21 protein-coding genes are annotated in these 18,157 nt (G+C 65.5%); 13 read left to right on the top strand and 8 right to left on the bottom strand.

Annotated features, from left to right (window positions below):
• Positions 1–38: 38 nt before the first annotated feature.
• The 9 genes from KM135_RS19240 to queE all read left to right on the top strand — a co-directional run bounded on the left by KM135_RS19240 (position 39) and on the right by queE (position 8,056).
• Complete coding sequence (locus KM135_RS19240) at positions 39–1,073, top strand: glycosyltransferase family 2 protein (protein ID WP_246606363.1); 1,035 nt, start codon at positions 39–41, stop codon at positions 1,071–1,073.
• On the top strand, positions 1,070–2,098 hold the full coding sequence (locus tag KM135_RS19235) for a glycosyltransferase family 2 protein (protein WP_221715700.1): 1,029 nt from the start codon (positions 1,070–1,072) through the stop codon (positions 2,096–2,098). Before KM135_RS19240 ends, KM135_RS19235 begins: the two co-directional genes overlap by 4 nt.
• Positions 2,095–2,613 carry a serine O-acetyltransferase gene (locus KM135_RS19230; protein ID WP_221715699.1) on the top strand — a complete coding sequence of 173 codons (519 nt, stop codon included), beginning with the start codon at positions 2,095–2,097 and terminating at the stop codon, positions 2,611–2,613. Before KM135_RS19235 ends, KM135_RS19230 begins: the two co-directional genes overlap by 4 nt.
• Before the next feature lie 118 nt (positions 2,614–2,731).
• Positions 2,732–3,931: an aspartate aminotransferase family protein gene (locus KM135_RS19225; protein ID WP_221715698.1), complete on the top strand. Its 1,200-nt coding sequence runs from the start codon at positions 2,732–2,734 to the stop codon at positions 3,929–3,931.
• Between the two features lie 99 nt (positions 3,932–4,030).
• Positions 4,031–4,957, top strand: a complete 927-nt coding sequence (gene argF, locus KM135_RS19220; protein WP_221715711.1) for an ornithine carbamoyltransferase — start codon at positions 4,031–4,033, stop codon at positions 4,955–4,957.
• 209 nt (positions 4,958–5,166) lie between these two features.
• Positions 5,167–6,081: an Hsp33 family molecular chaperone HslO gene (gene hslO / locus KM135_RS19215; RefSeq protein ID WP_221715697.1), complete on the top strand. Its 915-nt coding sequence runs from the start codon at positions 5,167–5,169 to the stop codon at positions 6,079–6,081.
• Positions 6,082–6,243: 162 nt separating this feature from the next.
• The gene (locus KM135_RS19210) at positions 6,244–6,657 is read left to right on the top strand and encodes a DUF3617 domain-containing protein (protein WP_221715696.1); all 414 of its coding nucleotides are present in this window, start codon (positions 6,244–6,246) and stop codon (positions 6,655–6,657) included.
• Between the two features lie 57 nt (positions 6,658–6,714).
• Complete coding sequence (gene queC, locus KM135_RS19205) at positions 6,715–7,404, top strand: 7-cyano-7-deazaguanine synthase QueC (RefSeq protein ID WP_221715695.1); 690 nt, start codon at positions 6,715–6,717, stop codon at positions 7,402–7,404.
• 10 nt (positions 7,405–7,414) lie between these two features.
• Positions 7,415–8,056 carry a 7-carboxy-7-deazaguanine synthase gene (queE, locus tag KM135_RS19200; protein WP_221715694.1) on the top strand — a complete coding sequence of 214 codons (642 nt, stop codon included), beginning with the start codon at positions 7,415–7,417 and terminating at the stop codon, positions 8,054–8,056.
• Between the two features lie 3 nt (positions 8,057–8,059).
• On the opposite strand, the gene KM135_RS19195 is transcribed toward queE, so the two are convergent.
• Positions 8,060–8,347 (bottom strand): hypothetical protein, encoded by a 288-nt coding sequence (locus tag KM135_RS19195; RefSeq protein ID WP_221715693.1) that lies wholly within the window; start codon positions 8,345–8,347, stop codon positions 8,060–8,062.
• Positions 8,348–8,441: 94 nt separating this feature from the next.
• The gene (lipB, locus tag KM135_RS19190) at positions 8,442–9,128 is read right to left on the bottom strand and encodes a lipoyl(octanoyl) transferase LipB (protein ID WP_221715692.1); all 687 of its coding nucleotides are present in this window, start codon (positions 9,126–9,128) and stop codon (positions 8,442–8,444) included.
• Positions 9,129–9,233: 105 nt separating this feature from the next.
• Here lipB and KM135_RS19185 point away from each other — a divergent pair, with 105 nt between their 5' ends.
• The gene (locus KM135_RS19185; RefSeq protein ID WP_221715691.1) at positions 9,234–10,001 is read left to right on the top strand and encodes a hypothetical protein; all 768 of its coding nucleotides are present in this window, start codon (positions 9,234–9,236) and stop codon (positions 9,999–10,001) included.
• An 8-nt stretch (positions 10,002–10,009) separates the two neighbouring features.
• Here KM135_RS19185 and hemF read toward each other — a convergent pair whose 3' ends face one another.
• Together hemF and KM135_RS19175 are read right to left on the bottom strand one after the other, a co-directional pair.
• Positions 10,010–10,891: an oxygen-dependent coproporphyrinogen oxidase gene (hemF, locus tag KM135_RS19180; RefSeq protein WP_221715690.1), complete on the bottom strand. Its 882-nt coding sequence runs from the start codon at positions 10,889–10,891 to the stop codon at positions 10,010–10,012.
• Complete coding sequence (locus KM135_RS19175; protein ID WP_221715689.1) at positions 10,888–11,346, bottom strand: tRNA (cytidine(34)-2'-O)-methyltransferase; 459 nt, start codon at positions 11,344–11,346, stop codon at positions 10,888–10,890. Before KM135_RS19175 ends, hemF begins: the two co-directional genes overlap by 4 nt.
• A 300-nt stretch (positions 11,347–11,646) precedes the next feature.
• On the opposite strand from KM135_RS19175, the gene petA reads away from it, so the two are divergent.
• From petA to KM135_RS19160, 3 genes are read left to right on the top strand one after another with little or no spacing between them, the layout of a single operon-like run.
• Positions 11,647–12,213 (top strand): ubiquinol-cytochrome c reductase iron-sulfur subunit, encoded by a 567-nt coding sequence (gene petA / locus KM135_RS19170; protein WP_221715688.1) that lies wholly within the window; start codon positions 11,647–11,649, stop codon positions 12,211–12,213.
• A gap of 11 nt (positions 12,214–12,224) precedes the next feature.
• A complete protein-coding gene (locus KM135_RS19165; protein ID WP_221715687.1) occupies positions 12,225–13,538 on the top strand; it encodes a cytochrome b in 1,314 nt (437 codons plus the stop codon).
• Between the two features lie 13 nt (positions 13,539–13,551).
• A complete protein-coding gene (locus KM135_RS19160; protein ID WP_221715686.1) occupies positions 13,552–14,391 on the top strand; it encodes a cytochrome c1 in 840 nt (279 codons plus the stop codon).
• Positions 14,392–14,600: 209 nt separating this feature from the next.
• On the opposite strand, the gene KM135_RS19155 is transcribed toward KM135_RS19160, so the two are convergent.
• The 4 genes from KM135_RS19155 to KM135_RS19140 all read right to left on the bottom strand — a co-directional run bounded on the left by KM135_RS19155 (position 14,601) and on the right by KM135_RS19140 (position 18,135).
• Positions 14,601–15,464 (bottom strand): UTP--glucose-1-phosphate uridylyltransferase, encoded by an 864-nt coding sequence (locus KM135_RS19155; protein ID WP_221715685.1) that lies wholly within the window; start codon positions 15,462–15,464, stop codon positions 14,601–14,603.
• Between the two features lie 43 nt (positions 15,465–15,507).
• A complete protein-coding gene (locus tag KM135_RS19150) occupies positions 15,508–16,497 on the bottom strand; it encodes an SDR family NAD(P)-dependent oxidoreductase (RefSeq protein ID WP_221715684.1) in 990 nt (329 codons plus the stop codon).
• Entirely contained in the window at positions 16,494–17,795 is a 1,302-nt protein-coding gene (locus KM135_RS19145; protein WP_221715683.1) for a UDP-glucose dehydrogenase family protein, read from the bottom strand. Before KM135_RS19145 ends, KM135_RS19150 begins: the two co-directional genes overlap by 4 nt.
• 82 nt (positions 17,796–17,877) lie before the next feature.
• Complete coding sequence (locus KM135_RS19140; protein ID WP_221715682.1) at positions 17,878–18,135, bottom strand: XrtV sorting system accessory protein; 258 nt, start codon at positions 18,133–18,135, stop codon at positions 17,878–17,880.
• Positions 18,136–18,157 lie beyond the last annotated feature (22 nt).

Genomic DNA, 18,157 nt, shown 5'->3' with positions numbered 1-18,157 from the left:
TTGACGCCCGTTCGGCCGATGACCTATCCGCTACATCGATGCCAGAAATCCCCGCGCCTTCGCTCGCGATCGTGATCGTGAACTATCGGACGGCGGACTATGCGATTCGCTGTGTAGAAGCGCTGGCGGCCGAGCGGGCGACGGCCGGGCCGTTCGATGTCGTGATCGTCGATGGCGCGTCCGGCGATGGCTCCGCCGAGAAGCTGAGCGCGCGCTTCTCCGGCGAGGACTGGCGGGATTGGGTCAGCGTCCTGCCCCTCGAAATGAACGGCGGCTTCGGCTGGGCGAACAATCAGGCCATGCTTCGGCTGTTGCAGCGGCCGGGTCCGCCCGAGTTCATTCATATCCTCAATCCGGACACGGTGGTGGAGCCGGGCGCGATCGTGGCGCTGGTCTCGGCCATACGCGCCGATCCGCAGCTTGGCGCCGTGGGTAGCCAGTTGCTGGAGCCGGACGGGTCGCTGGCCGGATCGGCTTTCAGATTCCCCTCGATCGGCAGCGAGTTCGTGCGCGGTTGCGGCCTTGCCAAGCTCGGCAAGCTGCTGCGCGTGCCGCCGGTGGTGGTCGAGCGGGCCGGGCCGGCCGACTGGCTCACCGGCGCGAGCGTGATGTTCCGCAGCGCGGCGCTGCGCGAGACCGGGCTCTTCGATGACGGCTTCTTCCTCTATTTCGAGGAAGTCGAGCTGATGCACCGCATGGGACGCGCGGGCTGGCGCTTTCGCTTCGTGCCCGAGAGCCGGATCACGCACATCGCGGGAGCCGCGACCGGCGTCGAGAGCGGCGGTCAGGTCACCGCGAGGCCGCATCCGATCTATCGCTATGAGGCACGGCGGCGCTTCTTCGTGCTCACCAAGGGGAAGGCCGGTGCGCTTGGCGCGACCCTCGCCTGGACGGCGGGCAAGGCGCTGTCGCTGGCGCTCCGGCCGGTGCGAGGCAAGCGCCCCGGCGATATTCCGCACGAGCTGCCGATGACCTTGCGACACAGCTTCCTGCCATCCGTCCGCGATGGCCGCCGCTCGATCCCCCGCTGGGACGAGCCGCCGGGTCGCGCGCCGGCCTGGATGGAGACATGAGCGCGGCACCGGCCCGGCCGCGCATCGGCCTCGTGGCCATTGGCCGCAATGAAGGCGAGCGGCTGCAACGCTGCCTGCGCAGCGTGCCGCCGGGCTGCCCGGTCGTCTATGTCGATTCCGGCTCGACCGACGGCAGCGTGGAGTTCGCGATCGGCCTCGGCATGACCGTCGAGCGCCTGTCGACCGATCGCGGCTTCACAGCGGCGCGGGCGCGCAATGCCGGCTGGCGGCGTTTGCTGGTGGATCATCCAGGTCTCGAGTTCATCCAGTTCGTCGATGGCGATTGCGAGCTGGCGAGCGGCTGGCTCGACGAGGCGCGACGCGCGCTGGAGGCCGAGCCGGATCTCTGTGCGGTGTTCGGCCGCCGCCGCGAGCGCTTTCCGCAGGCGAGCTTCTACAACGCGCTCTGCGATGACGAATGGAATGTGCCCGTGGGCCTTGTCGGCGCCTGCGGAGGCGATGTGCTGTTCCGCGTCCAGGCCCTGAAGCAGGTCGATGGCTATAGCGACGACCTCATCGCCGGCGAGGAGCCGGACCTTTGCCGCCGCCTCGGCCTCAAGGGCTGGAAAGTGCGGCGGATCGATGCCGAGATGACCTTGCACGATGCGGACATGCATCATCCGCGCCAGCAATGGTTGCGCGCGCGCCGTGCCGGCCACGCCTTTGCCGAGCATGTCGCGCGGCACGGGCATCAAGCGTTTCCCGACTGGCGCCGGCAGCGCAACAGCATCGTCCTGTGGGGCGGGCTGATCCCGGTGGTGATCCTCGTGCTTGCGTTCATCGGCTTCAGTTCCGGCGCGGCAGCGTTGGTCGCGCTCGGCTTCCTGCTGCTCTATCCGCTGCAGGTCGTGCGTATCGGGTTCGGCAAATGGCGGCGCGGCGCCACGCCGCGCTTCGCGCTCGGCTATGGCCTCTGGATCATGCTCGGCAAGCTGGCGCAATTCGGTGGCCTTGCGCGCTATTTTCTCAAGCGCTGGCGCGGCGGCGGCCACCAGATCATCGAATATAAGGGCGGGGGCTCATGACGTTCAGCGAGATGTGCGCGCTGATTGCGGAGGATTATCGCAGCCACGGGCGCGACTGGACGCGGCCCGGCTTCCGCACGCTTTTCTGGCATCGCTTCGGCAACTGGCGCATGGGCGTGCGCCCCAAGCTGCTGCGCGCGCCGCTCAGCCTCCTCTATCGCTGGGGTTTCCGGCATTGCCGCAATGTCTACGGCATCGAGATTCCCTATGCGGCGACGATCGGCCGCGGCGTCATCGTCGAGCATCAGGGCGGCATCGTCGTGCATGGTGCGAGCGTGATCGGTGACGGGAGCATCATCCGGCAGAACTGCACGCTCGGCCTGCGCTCGCTCGACCGGCTCGACGAGGCGCCGATCATCGGCAAGCGCGTGAACATCGGCGCGGGGGCGGTCATCATGGGCCGCGTGACGATCGGCGACGATGCGGCGATCGGCGCCAACGCGGTCGTCATGCAGGATGTCCCGGCGGGCGGCCTCGCGGTCGGCGTGCCGGCCGTGGTGAAGGCCAAGCGCTAGCTCCTCCAATCCATTGCGAAAGCGCGCACTCGCGTCTATAGGGGCGCCCTGACGATGGCGGCCTCGCACGGGCCGCCTTTTTCCGTTTCTGAAAAGCGTGCGAGGAAGGAGCTCTCTTATGTCGATCACCCCGCTCATGCCCGTTTACCCCCGGTGCGATGTGCGTCCGGTGCGCGGAGAGGGCTGCTATCTGATCGGCGAGCGCGGCGAGCGCTATCTGGACTTCGCCGCGGGCATCGCGGTGAATGCGCTGGGTCATGGCCATCCGCACTTGACCAAGGCGATCCAGGAGCAGGCGGCGACGCTCATGCACGTCTCCAATCTCTACGGCTCGCCGCAGGGCGAGGCGCTGGCCAAGCGCATCGTGGACAATTGCTTCGCCGACACGGTGTTCTTCACGAACAGCGGCGTCGAGGCGATCGAGTGCGCGATCAAGACCGCACGCCGCTATCATTACGTCAACGGCAACCCGCAGCGGCACAAGCTGATCACCTTCAAGAACGCTTTCCACGGCCGTTCGATCGGCGCGATCAGCGCGACCGATCAGCCCAAGATGCGCGACGGTTTCGAGCCGCTGTTGCCCGGCTTCGAGTATGTCGCGTTCAACGATCTCGAAGGCGCGCTGGCGAAGATCGATGACGAGACCGCGGGTTTCCTGGTCGAGACGGTGCAGGGCGAAGGTGGCATGACGGCCGGCACGCCCGAGTTCATCCAGGGCCTGCGCAAGGCCTGCGACGAGCATGGTCTGCTGCTCATTCTGGACGAGATCCAGTGCGGCTATGGGCGCACCGGCAAGTTCTTCGCTTATGAGCATTATGGCATCACGCCCGACATCATGACCGTGGCCAAGGGCATTGGCGGCGGTTTCCCGCTCGGCGCCTGCCTCGCCACCGAGGAAGCGGCCAAGGGCATGGTGATCGGCACGCACGGCTCGACCTATGGCGGCAATCCGCTCGCCATGGCAGCGGGTCAGGCGATCCTCGACGTCATGCTGGAGCCCGGCTTCTTCGATGAGGTCGCCAAGAAGGGCGAGCGCCTGCGCCAGGCCTTCGAGCAGCTCATCCCGAACCACGATCATCTCTTCGACGAGATTCGCGGCAAGGGGCTGATGCTCGGCATCAAGCTCAAGGAGCCGGCGGTGAGCCGCGATTTCGTGGCGCATCTGCGCGACAATCACGGGCTGCTGACGGTCGCGGCGGGCGAGAATGTCTTCCGTGTGCTGCCGCCGCTGGTGATCGACGAGAGCCATATCGCCGAGTGCATCGAGCGTCTCTCGGCGGGCGCGGCGAGTTACAAGGTGCCGGAGGTGGCTGCCTAAGCACTTTCCTAGCGCTCCTGCGGAAGCAGGAGCCCAGGGCCCAGCGGCGGCGCCCTACCGCCCTGGGCTCCTGCTTCCGCAGGAGCACTTCCGTTGACGATACGGCATTTCCTCAATCTTTCCGACGCCGGCGGCGATGCTATCGCCGCGATGATCGCCGACGCGATCGATCGCAAGGCGGCCCGCGCCGGCATGCCCAAGGGCGCTGCCGACAAGGACGCCCCGCTGGCCGGTCGCACGCTCGGCATGATCTTCGAGAAGAACTCGACGCGCACGCGCGTCTCGTTCGACATGGCGATCCGCCAGCTCGGCGGGACCTCGCTCATTCTCGACGCCGGCACGAGCCAGCTAGGCCGTGGTGAGACCGTGGCGGATACTGCGCGCGTGCTGAGCCGGATGGTCGATGCGATCATGATCCGCACCGACGATCATGCGAAGATCGACGAAATGGCGCGCTATGCCAGCGTGCCGGTGATCAATGGCCTTACCGATGATTCCCATCCCTGCCAGATCGTGGCGGACCTGCTGACCGTCGCCGAGCATGGCGTCGCGCTGCCCGGCAGCCAGTGGGCATGGCTGGGCGACGGCAATAATGTGCTGCACTCGATCATCGAGGCGGCGGGCCTGTTCAAGTTCGACGTGCGGGTCGGCGTGCCGCAGGGCTACGATCCCGATCCGCGCTTCGCGGCGGCGGCGCAGCAGCGCGGCGCGACCATCACCCTGACCCGCGACGCGATCGAGGCGGCCACGGGTGCCGACGTCGTCGTTACCGACACCTGGATCTCGATGGGCCAGGCCGGTGGCGAGGAGAAGTTGAAGGCGATGATGCCTTATCAGGTGACGGCGCAGCTGATGGCGCGCGCCAGGCCGGGCGCCAAGTTCCTGCACTGCCTGCCCGCGCATCGCGGCGAGGAAGTGACCGCCGAGGTGATCGACGGCCCGCAGTCGCTGATCTGGGACGAGGCGGAGAACCGCCTCCACGCGCAGAAGTCGGTGCTGCTCTGGGCGTTCGGATTGCTGGGGTAAGCTTTTCTTGCCCTCTCCCCTCGCGGGAGAGGGAGGGGCCTGCCGCGAAGCGGTGGGAGGGAGAGGGGGCACAGCCGCGCTGACCTTCCCCCTCTCCAAGCTGCGCTAGCCGCCTTTGGCGACAAGCTTCGCTATCCTCTCCCGCGAGGGGAGAGGAATGATCGCGCCCACCCTTAGACATTTCGCCTTCGCATCCCTATCTGCATCCCATGCCATCCCCCCGCAGCTTTTCCGACGAAGCCCTCGGCTTTGCCATTCCCGCCCGCAATGTGCGCGGGCGGCTGGCCCGCGTGGGCGCCACGCTGGACGATGTACTCTCGGCGCATCGTTATCCGCCGGTGATCGAGAAACTCGTGGCCGAGGCGCTGGTACTCGCCAGCCTGCTCGGCGCGCTGCTCAAGGACGATGCCGGCCAGCTCACCCTGCAGGCGCAGACCGAGCATGGCGTCGTCTCGCTGCTCGTCGCCGACTACAAGGCCGGCGCGGTACGCGGCTATGCGCAGTTCGATGCCGATCGGCTGGCGGAGCTGGGCGAGAGCCCGAGCCTGTTCGGCCTGTTCGGCAAGGGCTTCCTTGCCATCACGTTCGATCAGGCGACGAGCGGCGAGCGCTATCAGGGCATCGTGCCGCTCGAAGGCGCGAGCCTCGGCACGGCGGCCGAGCATTATTTCGCGCAATCCGAACAGATTCCCAGCCTCCTCCATATCGCGGTGCGGCATGATCCGGGTGAAGGCTGCATCGGCGCGGGCATGCTGCTCCAGCATCTCCCCGAGGGCGAAGTCGGACGCGAGCGGCTGCATGTGCGGCACGATCATCCCGACTGGGAGCATGTCATGATGCTCGGCAGGACCTTGTCGGACGGCGAACTGACCGATCCGGCCCTGCCGCTCACCGACATTGCCTGGCGTCTGTTCCATGAGGAACCGGAAGTGCGCGCGTTCGATGCGGTGGAGATCCGCAAAGGCTGTCGCTGCGATCCGGTGCATATCCGCTCGGTGCTGGCCCGATTCGGAGCGGCGGAACAGGCCGAGATGGCCGACGAGCGCGGCGTGATCGCGGTCGATTGCGCCTTCTGCTCGAAGATTTTCGACGTGACGCTGGCGGATTTGTCCAATCCTGACTGATCAAAATGTGACAATTGCTGTCACATGACCTGATTCGGCACCGCGCGACGAACCGTGCCCTTTTCTCGTCGAAATTCTATACTATGTTCCGAGGCGTTGGGGGCGTGGCTCCGTCAAGGCAGGGAATGCTGCGGCGGCAACAGTGGGAAGACAAGCGGTATCATGCGCAAGGCGCTTATCCTGTCTGTACTCGGCATGGCCGTGGCTTGCCCGGCCGTGGCCGTCGTTGCCCAATCGGGTTTCGATGCGCTTTCCGGCCTCGAGCGCGGCGAATGGGAGCTGAAGGAACGCGGCAGTGCCGCACTGCCGCGCCGCCTGTGCATCGGCGATGCCAGCCAGCTGCTTCAGCCGCAGCACCCCGGCCGCCAGTGCAAGCGCTTCGTGCTGGAGAACAGCGCGCAGAATGTCGCCGTCACTTATGACTGCGCCCATGCCGGGCAAGGCCGCACGGCGGTGCGCGTCGAGACGGCGCGGCTGGTGCAGATCGACTCGCAGGGCGTCTCGGATGGCACGCCGTTCGCGATGATGCTGGAGGCGCGCCGCGTGGGCACTTGCAAGATCGCATTGAGACGCTGAGAGGCACCCGCGTCCGCCAAGTGGCGCGGAAGCGGGATTTGCGCTAGGCGCCGTCGCATGATTCCCCAGACACCTATTGCCGTCGCGCTCATTTCGGGCGGCCTTGATTCGATGGTGGCGGCCGGACGCGCGCGCGAAGCCGGCTTCCGCATCGCGGCGCTTACGATCGACTATAACCAGCGGCACCGCATCGAGCTGGACGCCGCGCGCCGCGTCGCGCAGGCGCTCGGTGTCGAGCGGCATATCGTGATGCCGCTCGATCTCTCGCTGTTCGGCGGCTCCGCGCTGACGGCGGACATCGCTGTGCCCAAGGGCGGCGTCGGCGCCGGCATCCCGGTCACTTATGTGCCGGCGCGCAACAGCATCTTCCTCGCGCTCACTCTGGGTCTCGCCGAAGTCGTGGGCGCCGAGCAGATCTATATCGGCGTCAACGCGCTCGATTATTCGGGCTATCCCGATTGCCGGCCCGAATTCATCGAGGCGTTCGAGCGCATGGCCGCGCTGGCGACCAAGCAGGGCGTCGAGGGGCATGGCGTGCGCATCGAGGCGCCGCTACAGCATATGACCAAGGCGCAGATCGCGACGGAGGCCGCGCGCCTCGGTCTCGATGCGGGCATGAGCTGGTCCTGCTATGATCCGACACCGGACGAGTTGCACTGTGGCCTGTGCGACAGTTGTCGCCTGCGGTCCAAGGGCTTCATCGAAGCCGGCCTGTCCGATCCCACGCGCTACGCGACGCAGCCCTGAGCCTCCGGCGATGAGCTATGCCGTCAAGGAAATGTTCCTCACCTTGCAGGGCGAGGGAATGCAGGCCGGGCGCCGCGCGGTGTTCCTGCGCTTTGCCGGCTGCAATCTGTGGACCGGGCGCGAGGTCGACCGGGCGAAAGCGATCTGCCAGTTCTGCGATACCGACTTCGTCGGCATGGATGGCGATAATGGCGGCAAGTTTGCCGACGCTTCAGCGCTGGCCGGGGCGGCTGCAGCGCTCTGGGGCGAGGAGAGCGGCGCGCGCTTCCTGGTCGTGACCGGCGGCGAGCCGATGCTGCAGCTCGATCCACCGTTGATCGCGGCGCTGCATGACGCGGGCTTCGAGATCGCAGTCGAGAGCAACGGCACGCTTCCCGCGCCCAAGGGCATCGACTGGCTCTGCATCAGCCCCAAGGCCGGCAGCGAGGTCGTTCAGCGAGCCGGGCATGAGCTCAAGCTGGTCTGGCCGCAGCAGGGGATCGACCCGCGAACGCTGCTCGACTGGGATTTCGACAACTATCTGGTGCAGCCGATGGACTGCGGCTCGGAGGCCGCGAATGCCGAAAGCCGTGCAGCCGCGATCGCGCTCGTCATGAGCGACAGCCGCTGGCGGCTCTCGCTCCAGACGCACAAGCTGCTGGGGCTGAAATAGGGTCTATTCGGAGGCGACGGTCTCGGTGTCGCCGCTATTGCCGCCTTCCGCGGGCTGAGCGCCATTGGCGCGGCTGACGCTGCCGGCATTGTTGACCGCGCCGAGGCCATCGGCCTTCACCGCGTCGAGATCGGTCATGCTGTCATTGACCGTGCCGTCGACCACTTCCATGTCGCGCATCTCGACCGCATTGCCGGTGGTCTCCGTGCCGCCGCCGCATCCGGCGAGCAGCAGGCAGGCGCCGGCGAGGGGCAGGGCAATGGACATGCGCTGGAGGGTGGTACGAAGCATCTCTCTCATTCTCCTTCGTGGCCGGCCTTGCCTTTTGGCGTGCGACCCGTGCGCCGGCTGAAGGGGCGAACCTTAGTTAGCTCGGCGCTAAGCCTCAAGTGGGCGATTGGGCGGCCTTATCCGCTGTCTCGATTGCGGACAGCATGGCCGGAGCATGCCTGGCGAGAGCGGTGTCCAGCGTCGCCATGTCGGCGGGACGGCCAAGGTCGGCCAGGCTGGTGACGCCGAACGCGGAGATGCCGCAGGGCACGATGCCGTCATAATGGCGCAGGTCTGGCGCGACGTTGATCGAGAGGCCGTGCAGCGTCACCCATTTGCGCACGCGCACGCCGATGGCGCCGATCTTGGCTTCCGCGCCGTCGGGCCCATTGGTCCAGACGCCGATGCGGCCTTCCGCCGTCCAGGCGGGCACGCCGAGGTCGGCCAGCGCGGCGATCATCCAGCCTTCCAGCGCCTGCACGAACCGGCGGATGTCCTTGCCGCGCCGGCCGAGATCGAGATTGAGATAGACCACGCGCTGTCCCGGCCCATGATAGGTATATTGCCCGCCGCGGCCGGTCTCGTGGACCGGGAACTGCGCGGTCAGCAGGTCGGCCGCCTGCGCGCTGGTGCCGGCGGTGTAGAGCGGCGGATGCTCGACCAGCCAGATGCGTTCTTCCGCTTGGCCCACAGCGATTGCGCTCGCACGGGCCTCCATCTCCACGAGACCCGCCGCATAGTCCAGTAGGCCGGGTTCGCTGCGCCATTCGATGTTGCCGGGGAGGGAAATTGCGATGCTCATCCTGCCGGGGAGATGGGCGCCGCGCGGAATTTTGGCAAGCGCCGTGCCGCCTCTGGTCCTTTGGCGCGATATTGCCTATCGAGCCGAACGAACCGGAGCGCCTGTGTGAAGAAGATCGACCTCAATATCGTCTGGGACGACGCCAAGGCGATGGCCGCGATCAATCGCGACCTGCTGACCGCGATCGCCGGCATGTTCCTGCTGCTGCCCGGCATTCTCGCCGATCAGTTCATGACGCCCCTGGCGGAAGCAGCTTCCGAGACGCCGACCGGTGCCGAGGTGATGGCGCGCTTTTCCGATTTCGCCGCTGCCAACTGGCATGTGCTGCTGATCCACGGGCTGGTTACCTCCTTCGGCATCCTCGCCTTGCAGTCGCTGTTGCTGCGCGCCGAGCGACTGACGGTCGGCGAATCGCTGCGGGCGGCGCTCCTCATCCTGCCAAGCTATATCATCGCCAATATTCTCCAGGGCTTCGGCGTCATGACGGGGCTGTTCCTGTTCCTGCTGCCGGGCTTCTACCTGATCGGCCGCTTCGCGCTCGTCGCGCCAGTCGCGGCGGCCGAGCGCCCCGGCAACCCGCTGACGATGCTCCAGCGCAGCGCCGAGCTCACGCGCGACAATGGCTGGAAGATCTTCGGCCTACTGCTGGTCATCTTCGTTGTCATGCTGATCGTTGCGACGATCGTGACGTCGCTGACCGGCATCGTGGCGGAGCTGCTGTTGTCGCAGGAGATTGCCGACTTCGCGATGAGCATCGTCGGCAGCTTCCTGGAAACCGCCTTCGCGCTGGTGACCGTGCTGGTGTCTGCCGCGCTCTATCGCGCTGCGACGGCCCCCGCCGTGGCGGTATGGGAGCAGCGCGGCGGCCTCTGAGCCGACTGTCAGCTCCAGGTGACGCGCGGTGGCAGGCTCATCAGGATGGCATCGATGTTGCCCCCTGTCTTGAGTCCGAACAGCGTACCGCGATCATGGACCAGGTTGAACTCGACATAGCGTCCGCGCCATTCGAGCAGCGCCGCCTCCTCTTCCGGCGTCCAGGCAATGCCCATCCGCCGCCGGACAATCTTCGGGAAGACATCCAGAAACGCCTCGCCGACCGCGCGGGTGAACGCGAAGCTATCGTCGAAATCGCCTTCGAGATGATCGTAGAAGATGCCGCCGACGCCGCGATGCACCTGGCGATGCGGGATGTAGAAATAGTCATCCGCCCATTTGCTGAAGTGCGGATAGTCGCCGGATTCGTGCGCGTCGCAGGCGGCTTTGAAAGCCGCGTGGAAGTCGTCGCGATCCTCGTCGTAGACGATCGGCGGGTTGAGATCGGCGCCGCCGCCGAACCAGCGCTTGGTCGTCACAAGCATGCGCGTGTTCATGTGGACGGCGGGAACATGCGGGTTGGTCATGTGCGCGACGAGGCTGATGCCGGTCGCGAAGAAGCCGGGATTGTCCTCGCCCGCGCCATGGATCGTCCGCGCGAATTCCGGCGAGAAGGCGCCGCCCACGGTCGAGACGTTGACGCCGACCTTCTCGAACACCTTGCCTTTCATGACACCGCGCACGCCACCACCACCGCCGCCCTGATCGATCGGCCCCACGGGCGCGCCCTCCTGCTCGCGCCACCAACTGATATAGTCGAAGGCGGCGTCGCTCCCCGCTTCGCGCTCGATCGCCTCGAAGGCCGCGCAGATGCGGTCACGCAGGCTCTCGAACCAGTCACGCGCGGCCTGTTGTTCGGTGTCCAGGGCAATGGGGGAGGGAGCGCTCATTCTGGAAATTGTCCGGTCTGTCTCAGGGCTTCGCTGAGCGCGATGCCCGTTGCCACGGCGAGATTCAAGGAGCGAAAGCCCGTCGCCATCGGAATGCGCACCCGCACGGCGGCTGAGTCGCGGATCTCCGGCGGAAGACCCGCACTTTCGCGCCCCATGAGGAGAATGTCGTCCGGCGCGAATCCGGCGTCCGGCAACCGCGTGTCGCCGCTGCTAGTGAGGGCGACGAGGCGGCCGCCGCCGGTCAGGCGGGCAGCGGCAAAGGCCTCGAAATCGGCATGGCGGGTAACCTCGACATGTCCGCCATAGTCCATGGCGGCGCGCTTCAACTGTGCGTCCGAGGCCGGGAAACCACACGGCAGGACGACATCGACGCCGACTTGCCAGCAGGCGGCGAGGCGCAGGATTGTGCCGACATTGCCGGCGATGTCCGGCTGATAGAGAGCGATGCGCATCGTGCGTTCTTAGCGGCTGCCCCGCGCTGGTCGCAATGCCGTCACGAGCGTGTCAAGAAAGCTGCGCGCCCGCGAAAAATCAAGGTTGGCAAATCGCGATCAAGGACGCTATCAGGCCCCCGAACGTGGCCGGGCAACCGGGCGCGCGGTGCGTCATACCAGCCCTTGGACGCGGACTTCCCTGTCAGACGGGAAGCAGCACGGAGGCGAATGGCTGGTCTGGGGACGTGCCGATCCTGTGTTTACGTCCGGCGCGGCAAGGGTTGCGGGTCGCCGGGCAAAGGGAGGCAATGACGACGCATGGCCACTGAAGTGCAAGGGACGGAAGCTGTCGCGCATGAGGACGAGGGCGTTCGCCGCCGCGACTTCATCAATATCGCGGCGGTGAGCTTCGCGGGCGTCGGCGGCCTCGCCGTGCTCTATCCCCTCATCACCCAGATGAACCCCAGCGCCGACGTGCTGGCCCAGGCAACGACGGAAGTCGACCTGTCCGCCATCACCGAAGGCCAGTCGATCAAGGCGGTGTTCCGTTCCCAGCCGCTCTTCGTCCGTCACCTGACGGCCAAGGAGATCGCTGAGGCCGATGCGGTCGATCCGGCGACGTTGCGCGATCCGCAGACGCTGGAGCAGCGTGTTGTCGATGGCAAGAAGCAGTGGCTCATCACCATGGGCGTCTGCACCCATCTGGGCTGCGTTCCGCTCGGTGCCGGCGAAGGCGAGAACAAGGGCGAGTTTGGCGGTTATTTCTGCCCGTGCCACGGTTCGCACTACGACACGGCGGCGCGTATCCGGAAGGGCCCCGCGCCCAAGAACCTCGTGGTTCCCGAATATACGTTCACGTCCGACACCGCCATTCTCGTAGGCTAAGGATAAAGATAATGAGCTTTCCCTGGGCTGAGCATTACACGCCGAAGCATCCGCTGATGAAGTGGATGGACGAGAAGCTGCCGCTGCCGCGCTTCGTCTACAACGCCGTCGGCGGCGGGTACGAAGTACCGCGCAATCTCAACTATTTCTGGAATTTCGGCGTGCTGGCCGGTCTCGCACTGACCGTCCAGCTGGTCACCGGCATCATCCTCGCCATGCATTATGCGGCGAACGGTGCGGTTGCGTTCGACTCCGTCGAGCACATCATGCGGGACGTGAACTCGGGCTGGCTGCTGCGCTATGCGCACGCCAACGGCGCGAGCTTCTTCTTCATCGTGGTCTACATCCACATCTTCCGCGGCCTTTTCTTCGGCTCCTACAAGGCGCCGCGCGAGATGGTGTGGCTGCTCGGCATCGTCATCTTCCTGCTGATGATGGCGACCGCGTTCATGGGCTATGTGCTTCCCTGGGGTCAGATGAGCTTCTGGGGCGCGCAGGTGATCACGGGCCTCTTCGCGGCCATTCCGGTCGTCGGCGAGCCGATCCAGACCTGGCTGCTCGGTGGTTTCGCCCCCGGCAATGCCGCGCTGAACCGCTTTTTCTCGCTCCACTATCTGCTGCCGTTCGTGATTGCGGGCGTCATCATCCTGCACATCTGGGCGCTGCACATCCCCGGCTCGTCGAACCCGACGGGCGTGGAAGTGAAGGGTCCGCAGGACACCGTTCCGTTCCACCCGTATTACACGGCGAAGGACGGCTTCGGCGTGGGCGTGTTCTTCCTGATCTTCGCGCTGGCCGTGTTCTTCGCGCCCAACGCCATGGGCCATCCGGACAATTATATCCCGGCCAACCCCATGTCGACGCCGGCGCACATCGTGCCTGAATGGTATTTCTGGCCGTTCTACGCGATCCTGCGCGCCTTCACGATGGACCTGACGATCCCGTTCACCGGCATCGTGCTGGTTCCCGCGAAGCTGCTCGGCGTGCTCGCCATGTTCGCGTCGATCCTGCTGCTGTTCTTCCTGCCTTGGATCGACACATCGCCGGTCCGCTCGGGAACCTATCGGCCGCTGTTCAAGAAGTTCTTCATTCTGCTCATCGTCGATGTACTGATCCTGGGCTATTGCGGCGGGGCGCCGGCCGAGGAGCCCTGGGTGATGATCTCGCAGCTGGCAGCGGCCTATTATTTCGCGCACTTCCTGATCATCCTGCCGATCATCGCGTCGTTCGAACGGCCCGATCCGCTGCCGGGATCGATCACCGAAGCCGTGCTCGCGAAATCCAAGCACAAGACGGGCGAAACTGTCGCCATCGCGGCAGAATAAGGGGGCTTAGAATATGGTTCGTTTTCTAGGCGCGCTCGTCGGCCTTTTCTTCGCGGGCATGTTGCTGCTCAGCTTCCTGTGGGGCGCGGTGGCCTATGTCAGCGCGCCGCCGGCCGAGACGGTGGAGCATGCCTTCCACGAGCATCCCAAGAAGGTGGCGTGGAGCTTCAACGGCCCGCTCGGTCATTATGACCGGGCGCAGTTGCAGCGCGGCTTCCAGGTCTACACGGAAGTCTGCTCGGCCTGTCACTCGCTGCATCAGGTCGCGTTCCGCAGCCTGGGCGATCTCGGCTATAGCGAGGCCGAAGTGAAGGCGATCGCCAAGGCGCGTCAGGTGCCGGACGTCGATCCCAAGACCGGCGAGGCGGCTACCCGTCCCGGTATCCCGGCCGACAAGTTCCCGCTCGTCTATCCCAATGATGTCGCGGCGCGGGCGGCGAACAATAACGCAATTCCGCCAGACCTCTCGCTGATGGCCAAGGCTCGTCACGATGGTGCCAACTATATCTATTCGCTGCTGACCGGCTATCAGAGCCAGCCAGCCGAGCTGCTCAAGAAGTTCCCGGATGCCAAGACCGGCGAGGGGCTGCACTACAATCCCTATTTCGCGAACCTGAACCTTGCCATGGCGCCGCCGCTGTCGGCCGAGGGCCAGGTGACCTATGGCGAGGGTCAGCCCAAGCCGACGGTCGATCAGATGGCGCAGGACGTCTCCGCCTTCCTGATGTGGACGGCCGAGCCGAAGATGGAAGCGCGCAAGAGCACCGGCGTCGCCGTGATCGTCTTCCTGCTCATCGCGACGGTTCTGGCCTATATGTCCTATCAGAATATCTGGGCGAACAAGGAACATTGATCGGGTGCGGCGGGCGCAGGCCGCCGCGATCGACAGAGAAAGGGCGGACCCGGCGGGTCCGCCCTTTTCTCGTTCTGGCGATCGTGATGTTGACAATATCGGGCGTTGCGGCAGCGGCAGCGCGCGGATGTGATTACGAAGCTGGATGAACAGGCGGTGCTGTGGAACGCCGTAGCCCCTCCTCAGAAGAGGAGAAGCTGGCAAGAGGTTCAGCCCAGCAGCGCTTTCGCCCAGCCCCGCAATTCGGCACCCATGGCCGCATCCCGGCAGGCCAGCGCGAAGTTCGCTTGCGCAAAGCCGAGCTTGGATCCGCAGTCGAACCGCTCGCCGTCGAAAGTCACACCGTGGAAGGGCTGCTTGCCGATCAGCTTCGCCATGGAATCGGTGAGTTGCACTTCGCCGCCCGCGCCGGCTTCCTGCGTCGCGAGCAGGTCCATGACCTCGGGCTGGAGAATGTAGCGACCGGGCAGCATCAGATTGGAGGGCGCGGTGCCGAGTTTGGGTTTTTCGACGAGGCCTTTTACTTCGGTGAGCACGTCATCGCGCAGGCCCGGATCGATGATGCCGTAGTTCGGCGTCTCGTCCATCGGCACTTCGAGCGCGCAGACGAGGTTGCCGCCGACCTTCTCGTACTGATCGACCATCTGCGCCAAGCAGCCCTTCTCGCGGCCGATCAGCAGCTCGTCGGGCAGGATGATCGCGAAGGGCTCGTTGCCGATGATGTCGCGCGCGCACCAGATGGCGTGGCCGAGGCCGCGCGGCTCCTGCTGGCGCACGAAGATGGCGTTGCCGGGCGTGAGGCGGGTGCCTTCCAGCGCGTCGAGCGGCTTGCCGCGATCAGCCTGGATGCGCTCCAGCTCATAAGCGACGTCGAAATGATCCTCGATCGCGCCCTTGTTGCGGCCGGTGACGAAGATCATCGTCTCGATCCCGGCTTCAAGCGCCTCATCTACGGCATATTGGACCAGCGGACGGTCGACGACCGGCAGCAGCTCCTTGGGCACGGCCTTGGTGGCAGGCAGGAAGCGCGTGCCGAGACCGGCCACGGGAAATACGGCTTTACGGACAGTCAATTCGAACCCCCCACAAGTGAATCGGACGACAGGTCAGTTCCCGCTATCCGCTGGTGCGGTAAAAATCCCGATACCAATCGGCAAAGCGTTGCAATCCTTCGGCCAGCATGACCTTGGGACGATAGCCGGTCAGAGCGTGAAGCTTCCCCACATCCGCATAAGTCGCGGTGACGTCTCCGGGTTGCATCGGCCGCATGATTTTTTCGGCTTTCCGGCCGATCGCATTTTCCAGCGTCTCGATCATGTCCATGAGACCGACCGGGTGGCTGTCGCCGATGTTGAGAATGCGATTCTCCCCCGGGGGCGGCGGATTGTCGAGCGCGCCGATGATGCCATCGACGATGTCATCGACGTAGGTGAAGTCGCGCGCCATCCTGCCTTCGCCGTAGACCTCGATCGGCTCGCCTGCGAGGATCTTCCGGGTGAAACTGAAATAGGCCATGTCGGGGCGGCCCCAGGGGCCATAGACGGTGAAGAAGCGCAGGCCGGTCTGTGGGAAGCCATAGAGCTTCGCATAGCTCTGGCTGATGAGCTCGCAGCTCCGCTTGGTCGCGGCGTAGAGCGAGACGGGCATGTCAACCGGATCGTCCTCGCGAAAGCCCTGACCGGTCAGCGGCCGATCACCATAGACCGAGCTGGAGGAGGCGTAGACGAGATGCTCGAACTCGGGCGCGTGGCGGCTCGCTTCCAGCAGCGAGAGATGCCCGGCCAGATTGGAGCGCTCGTACGCAAAGGGATTTTCAAGGCTGTAGCGCACACCCGCCTGCGCCGCGAGATGGACGATGCGGCGGACCTTTTGATCCCGCACGAGGGCGCCGATGGCTTCCACATCGGCAATGTCTATCCGGTGAAAGCTGAACTCGCGGCGCCCGTTGAAGGTCGCGAGCCGCGCCTCTTTCAGCGCTGGATCATAATAGTCATTGACGATATCGACGCCGATGACGCGCTCGCCGCGCTCCAGCAGACGATGCGCGGTCGCATGGCCGATGAAACCGGCGGCGCCGGTCACGAGGATCGGCGCGGGCTCGCTCACCGGCCGACAGCGGTGTAAGCGAAACCGGCCGCCTCGACGGCGTCACGCGGATAGATGTTGCGCAGGTCCACCAGGATTGGCGCCTTCAGTAGCGACTTGATCCGCGTCAGGTCGAGCGCGCGGAAGGCATCCCATTCGGTGATGATGACGAGCGCATCGGCGCCGTCCATCGGCTCATAGGCATTGCTGCAATAGTCGATGTCGGTGAGGACGAGCTTCGCCTGCTCGGCGCCTTCCGGATCATAAGCGCGGATGGTGGCGCCGGCGTCCTGCAAGGTCTGGATGACGGCGATGGCCGGGCTGTCGCGCATGTCGTCGGTATTCGGCTTGAAGGTGAGGCCGAGCACGGCGATCGTCTTGCCGCGCACATCGCCGCCGCAGGCGGCGATGACCTTGCGGCCCATGGCGCGCTTGCGGTTGTCGTTCACCGCCACGACCGCCTCGACGATGCGCTGGGGCGCGTCATGGTCCTGCGCGGTCTTGAGCAGAGCGAGCGTGTCCTTGGGGAAGCAGCTGCCGCCATAGCCGGGGCCCGCATGCAGGAACTTGCTGCCGATGCGGTTGTCGAGGCCGATGCCGCGCGCCACTTCCTGCACGTCCGCACCGACCTTTTCGCACAGATCAGCAATCTCGTTGATGAAGGTGATCTTGGTCGCGAGGAAAGCGTTGCCCGCATATTTGGTAAGCTCGGCGCCGCGTCGGCTCATCTCGATGATCGGCGAGCGGCCGAGCGCGAGCGGGCGGTAGATCTGGCGCATCACTTCCAGCGCGCGCGGATCGTCGCCGCCGATGACGACACGGTCGGGCCGCTTGAAGTCGTCGATCGCCGCGCCTTCGCGCAGGAACTCGGGATTGGAGACGACGGCGAAGTCGGCGTCCGGATTGGTCTCGCGCACGATGCGTTCGACCTCGTCGCCGGTGCCGACCGGCACGGTCGATTTGTCGACGATGACGGTGAAGCCCTTGAGCAACGCCGCGACTTCGGCGGCGGCGGCATAGACATAGCTCAGGTCCGCATGACCGTCGCCGCGCCGCGACGGCGTGCCGACGGCAATGAACACGGCGTCGGCATCCGGCACGGCCGAAGCCAGATCGGTGGTGAAGGACAGGCGCCCGGCCGCGACGTTGCTGGCGACCAGATGATCGAGACCCGGCTCGAAGATCGGGATGCGGCCGGCCAGCAGGGCGTCGATCTTGCTCTTGTCCTTATCGACGCAGATCACGTCATGCCCGAAATCGGCAAAGCAGGCACCGGACACCAGGCCAACATAGCCCGAACCGATCATCGTGATTTTCACCTGAGCAGTTCCTCTTGTCTTTGGGAAATTGGAGCTTGGCCGGGCAGTCCGTGCCGCCGCGGCTCAGGCCGATGCCGCGGCCCTATTTCAAATTGGGTTTGAGGACCAGCCAGACATAGACGAGAACGCCGACGAGCAGTGCGACACCCACGATGTGCATCAGGATGCTGTCATTTTCGAGGCCGTAATTGCCTGCCTGGTTGGCGATCGCACAGCCCAGGGCGGGCGGCAGATAGTCGATCATGCGATCGGGCGGGTTTTCCATCGACGAGCGCTGGAGAAACAGCACGATGATACCAGCAAAAATCGCAAGCGAGAGCCAGTCATAGACCGTTTCCATCAATCGTCTCCACGGGCGGAAA

It is taken from the genome of Sphingobium xanthum (assembly GCF_019737615.1).
In the GTDB taxonomy this organism is placed as follows: Bacteria; Pseudomonadota; Alphaproteobacteria; order Sphingomonadales; family Sphingomonadaceae; genus Sphingobium; species Sphingobium xanthum.
Note: the sequence above shows the minus strand (reverse complement) of the source record. Positions and strands in the feature narration are given on the sequence as shown.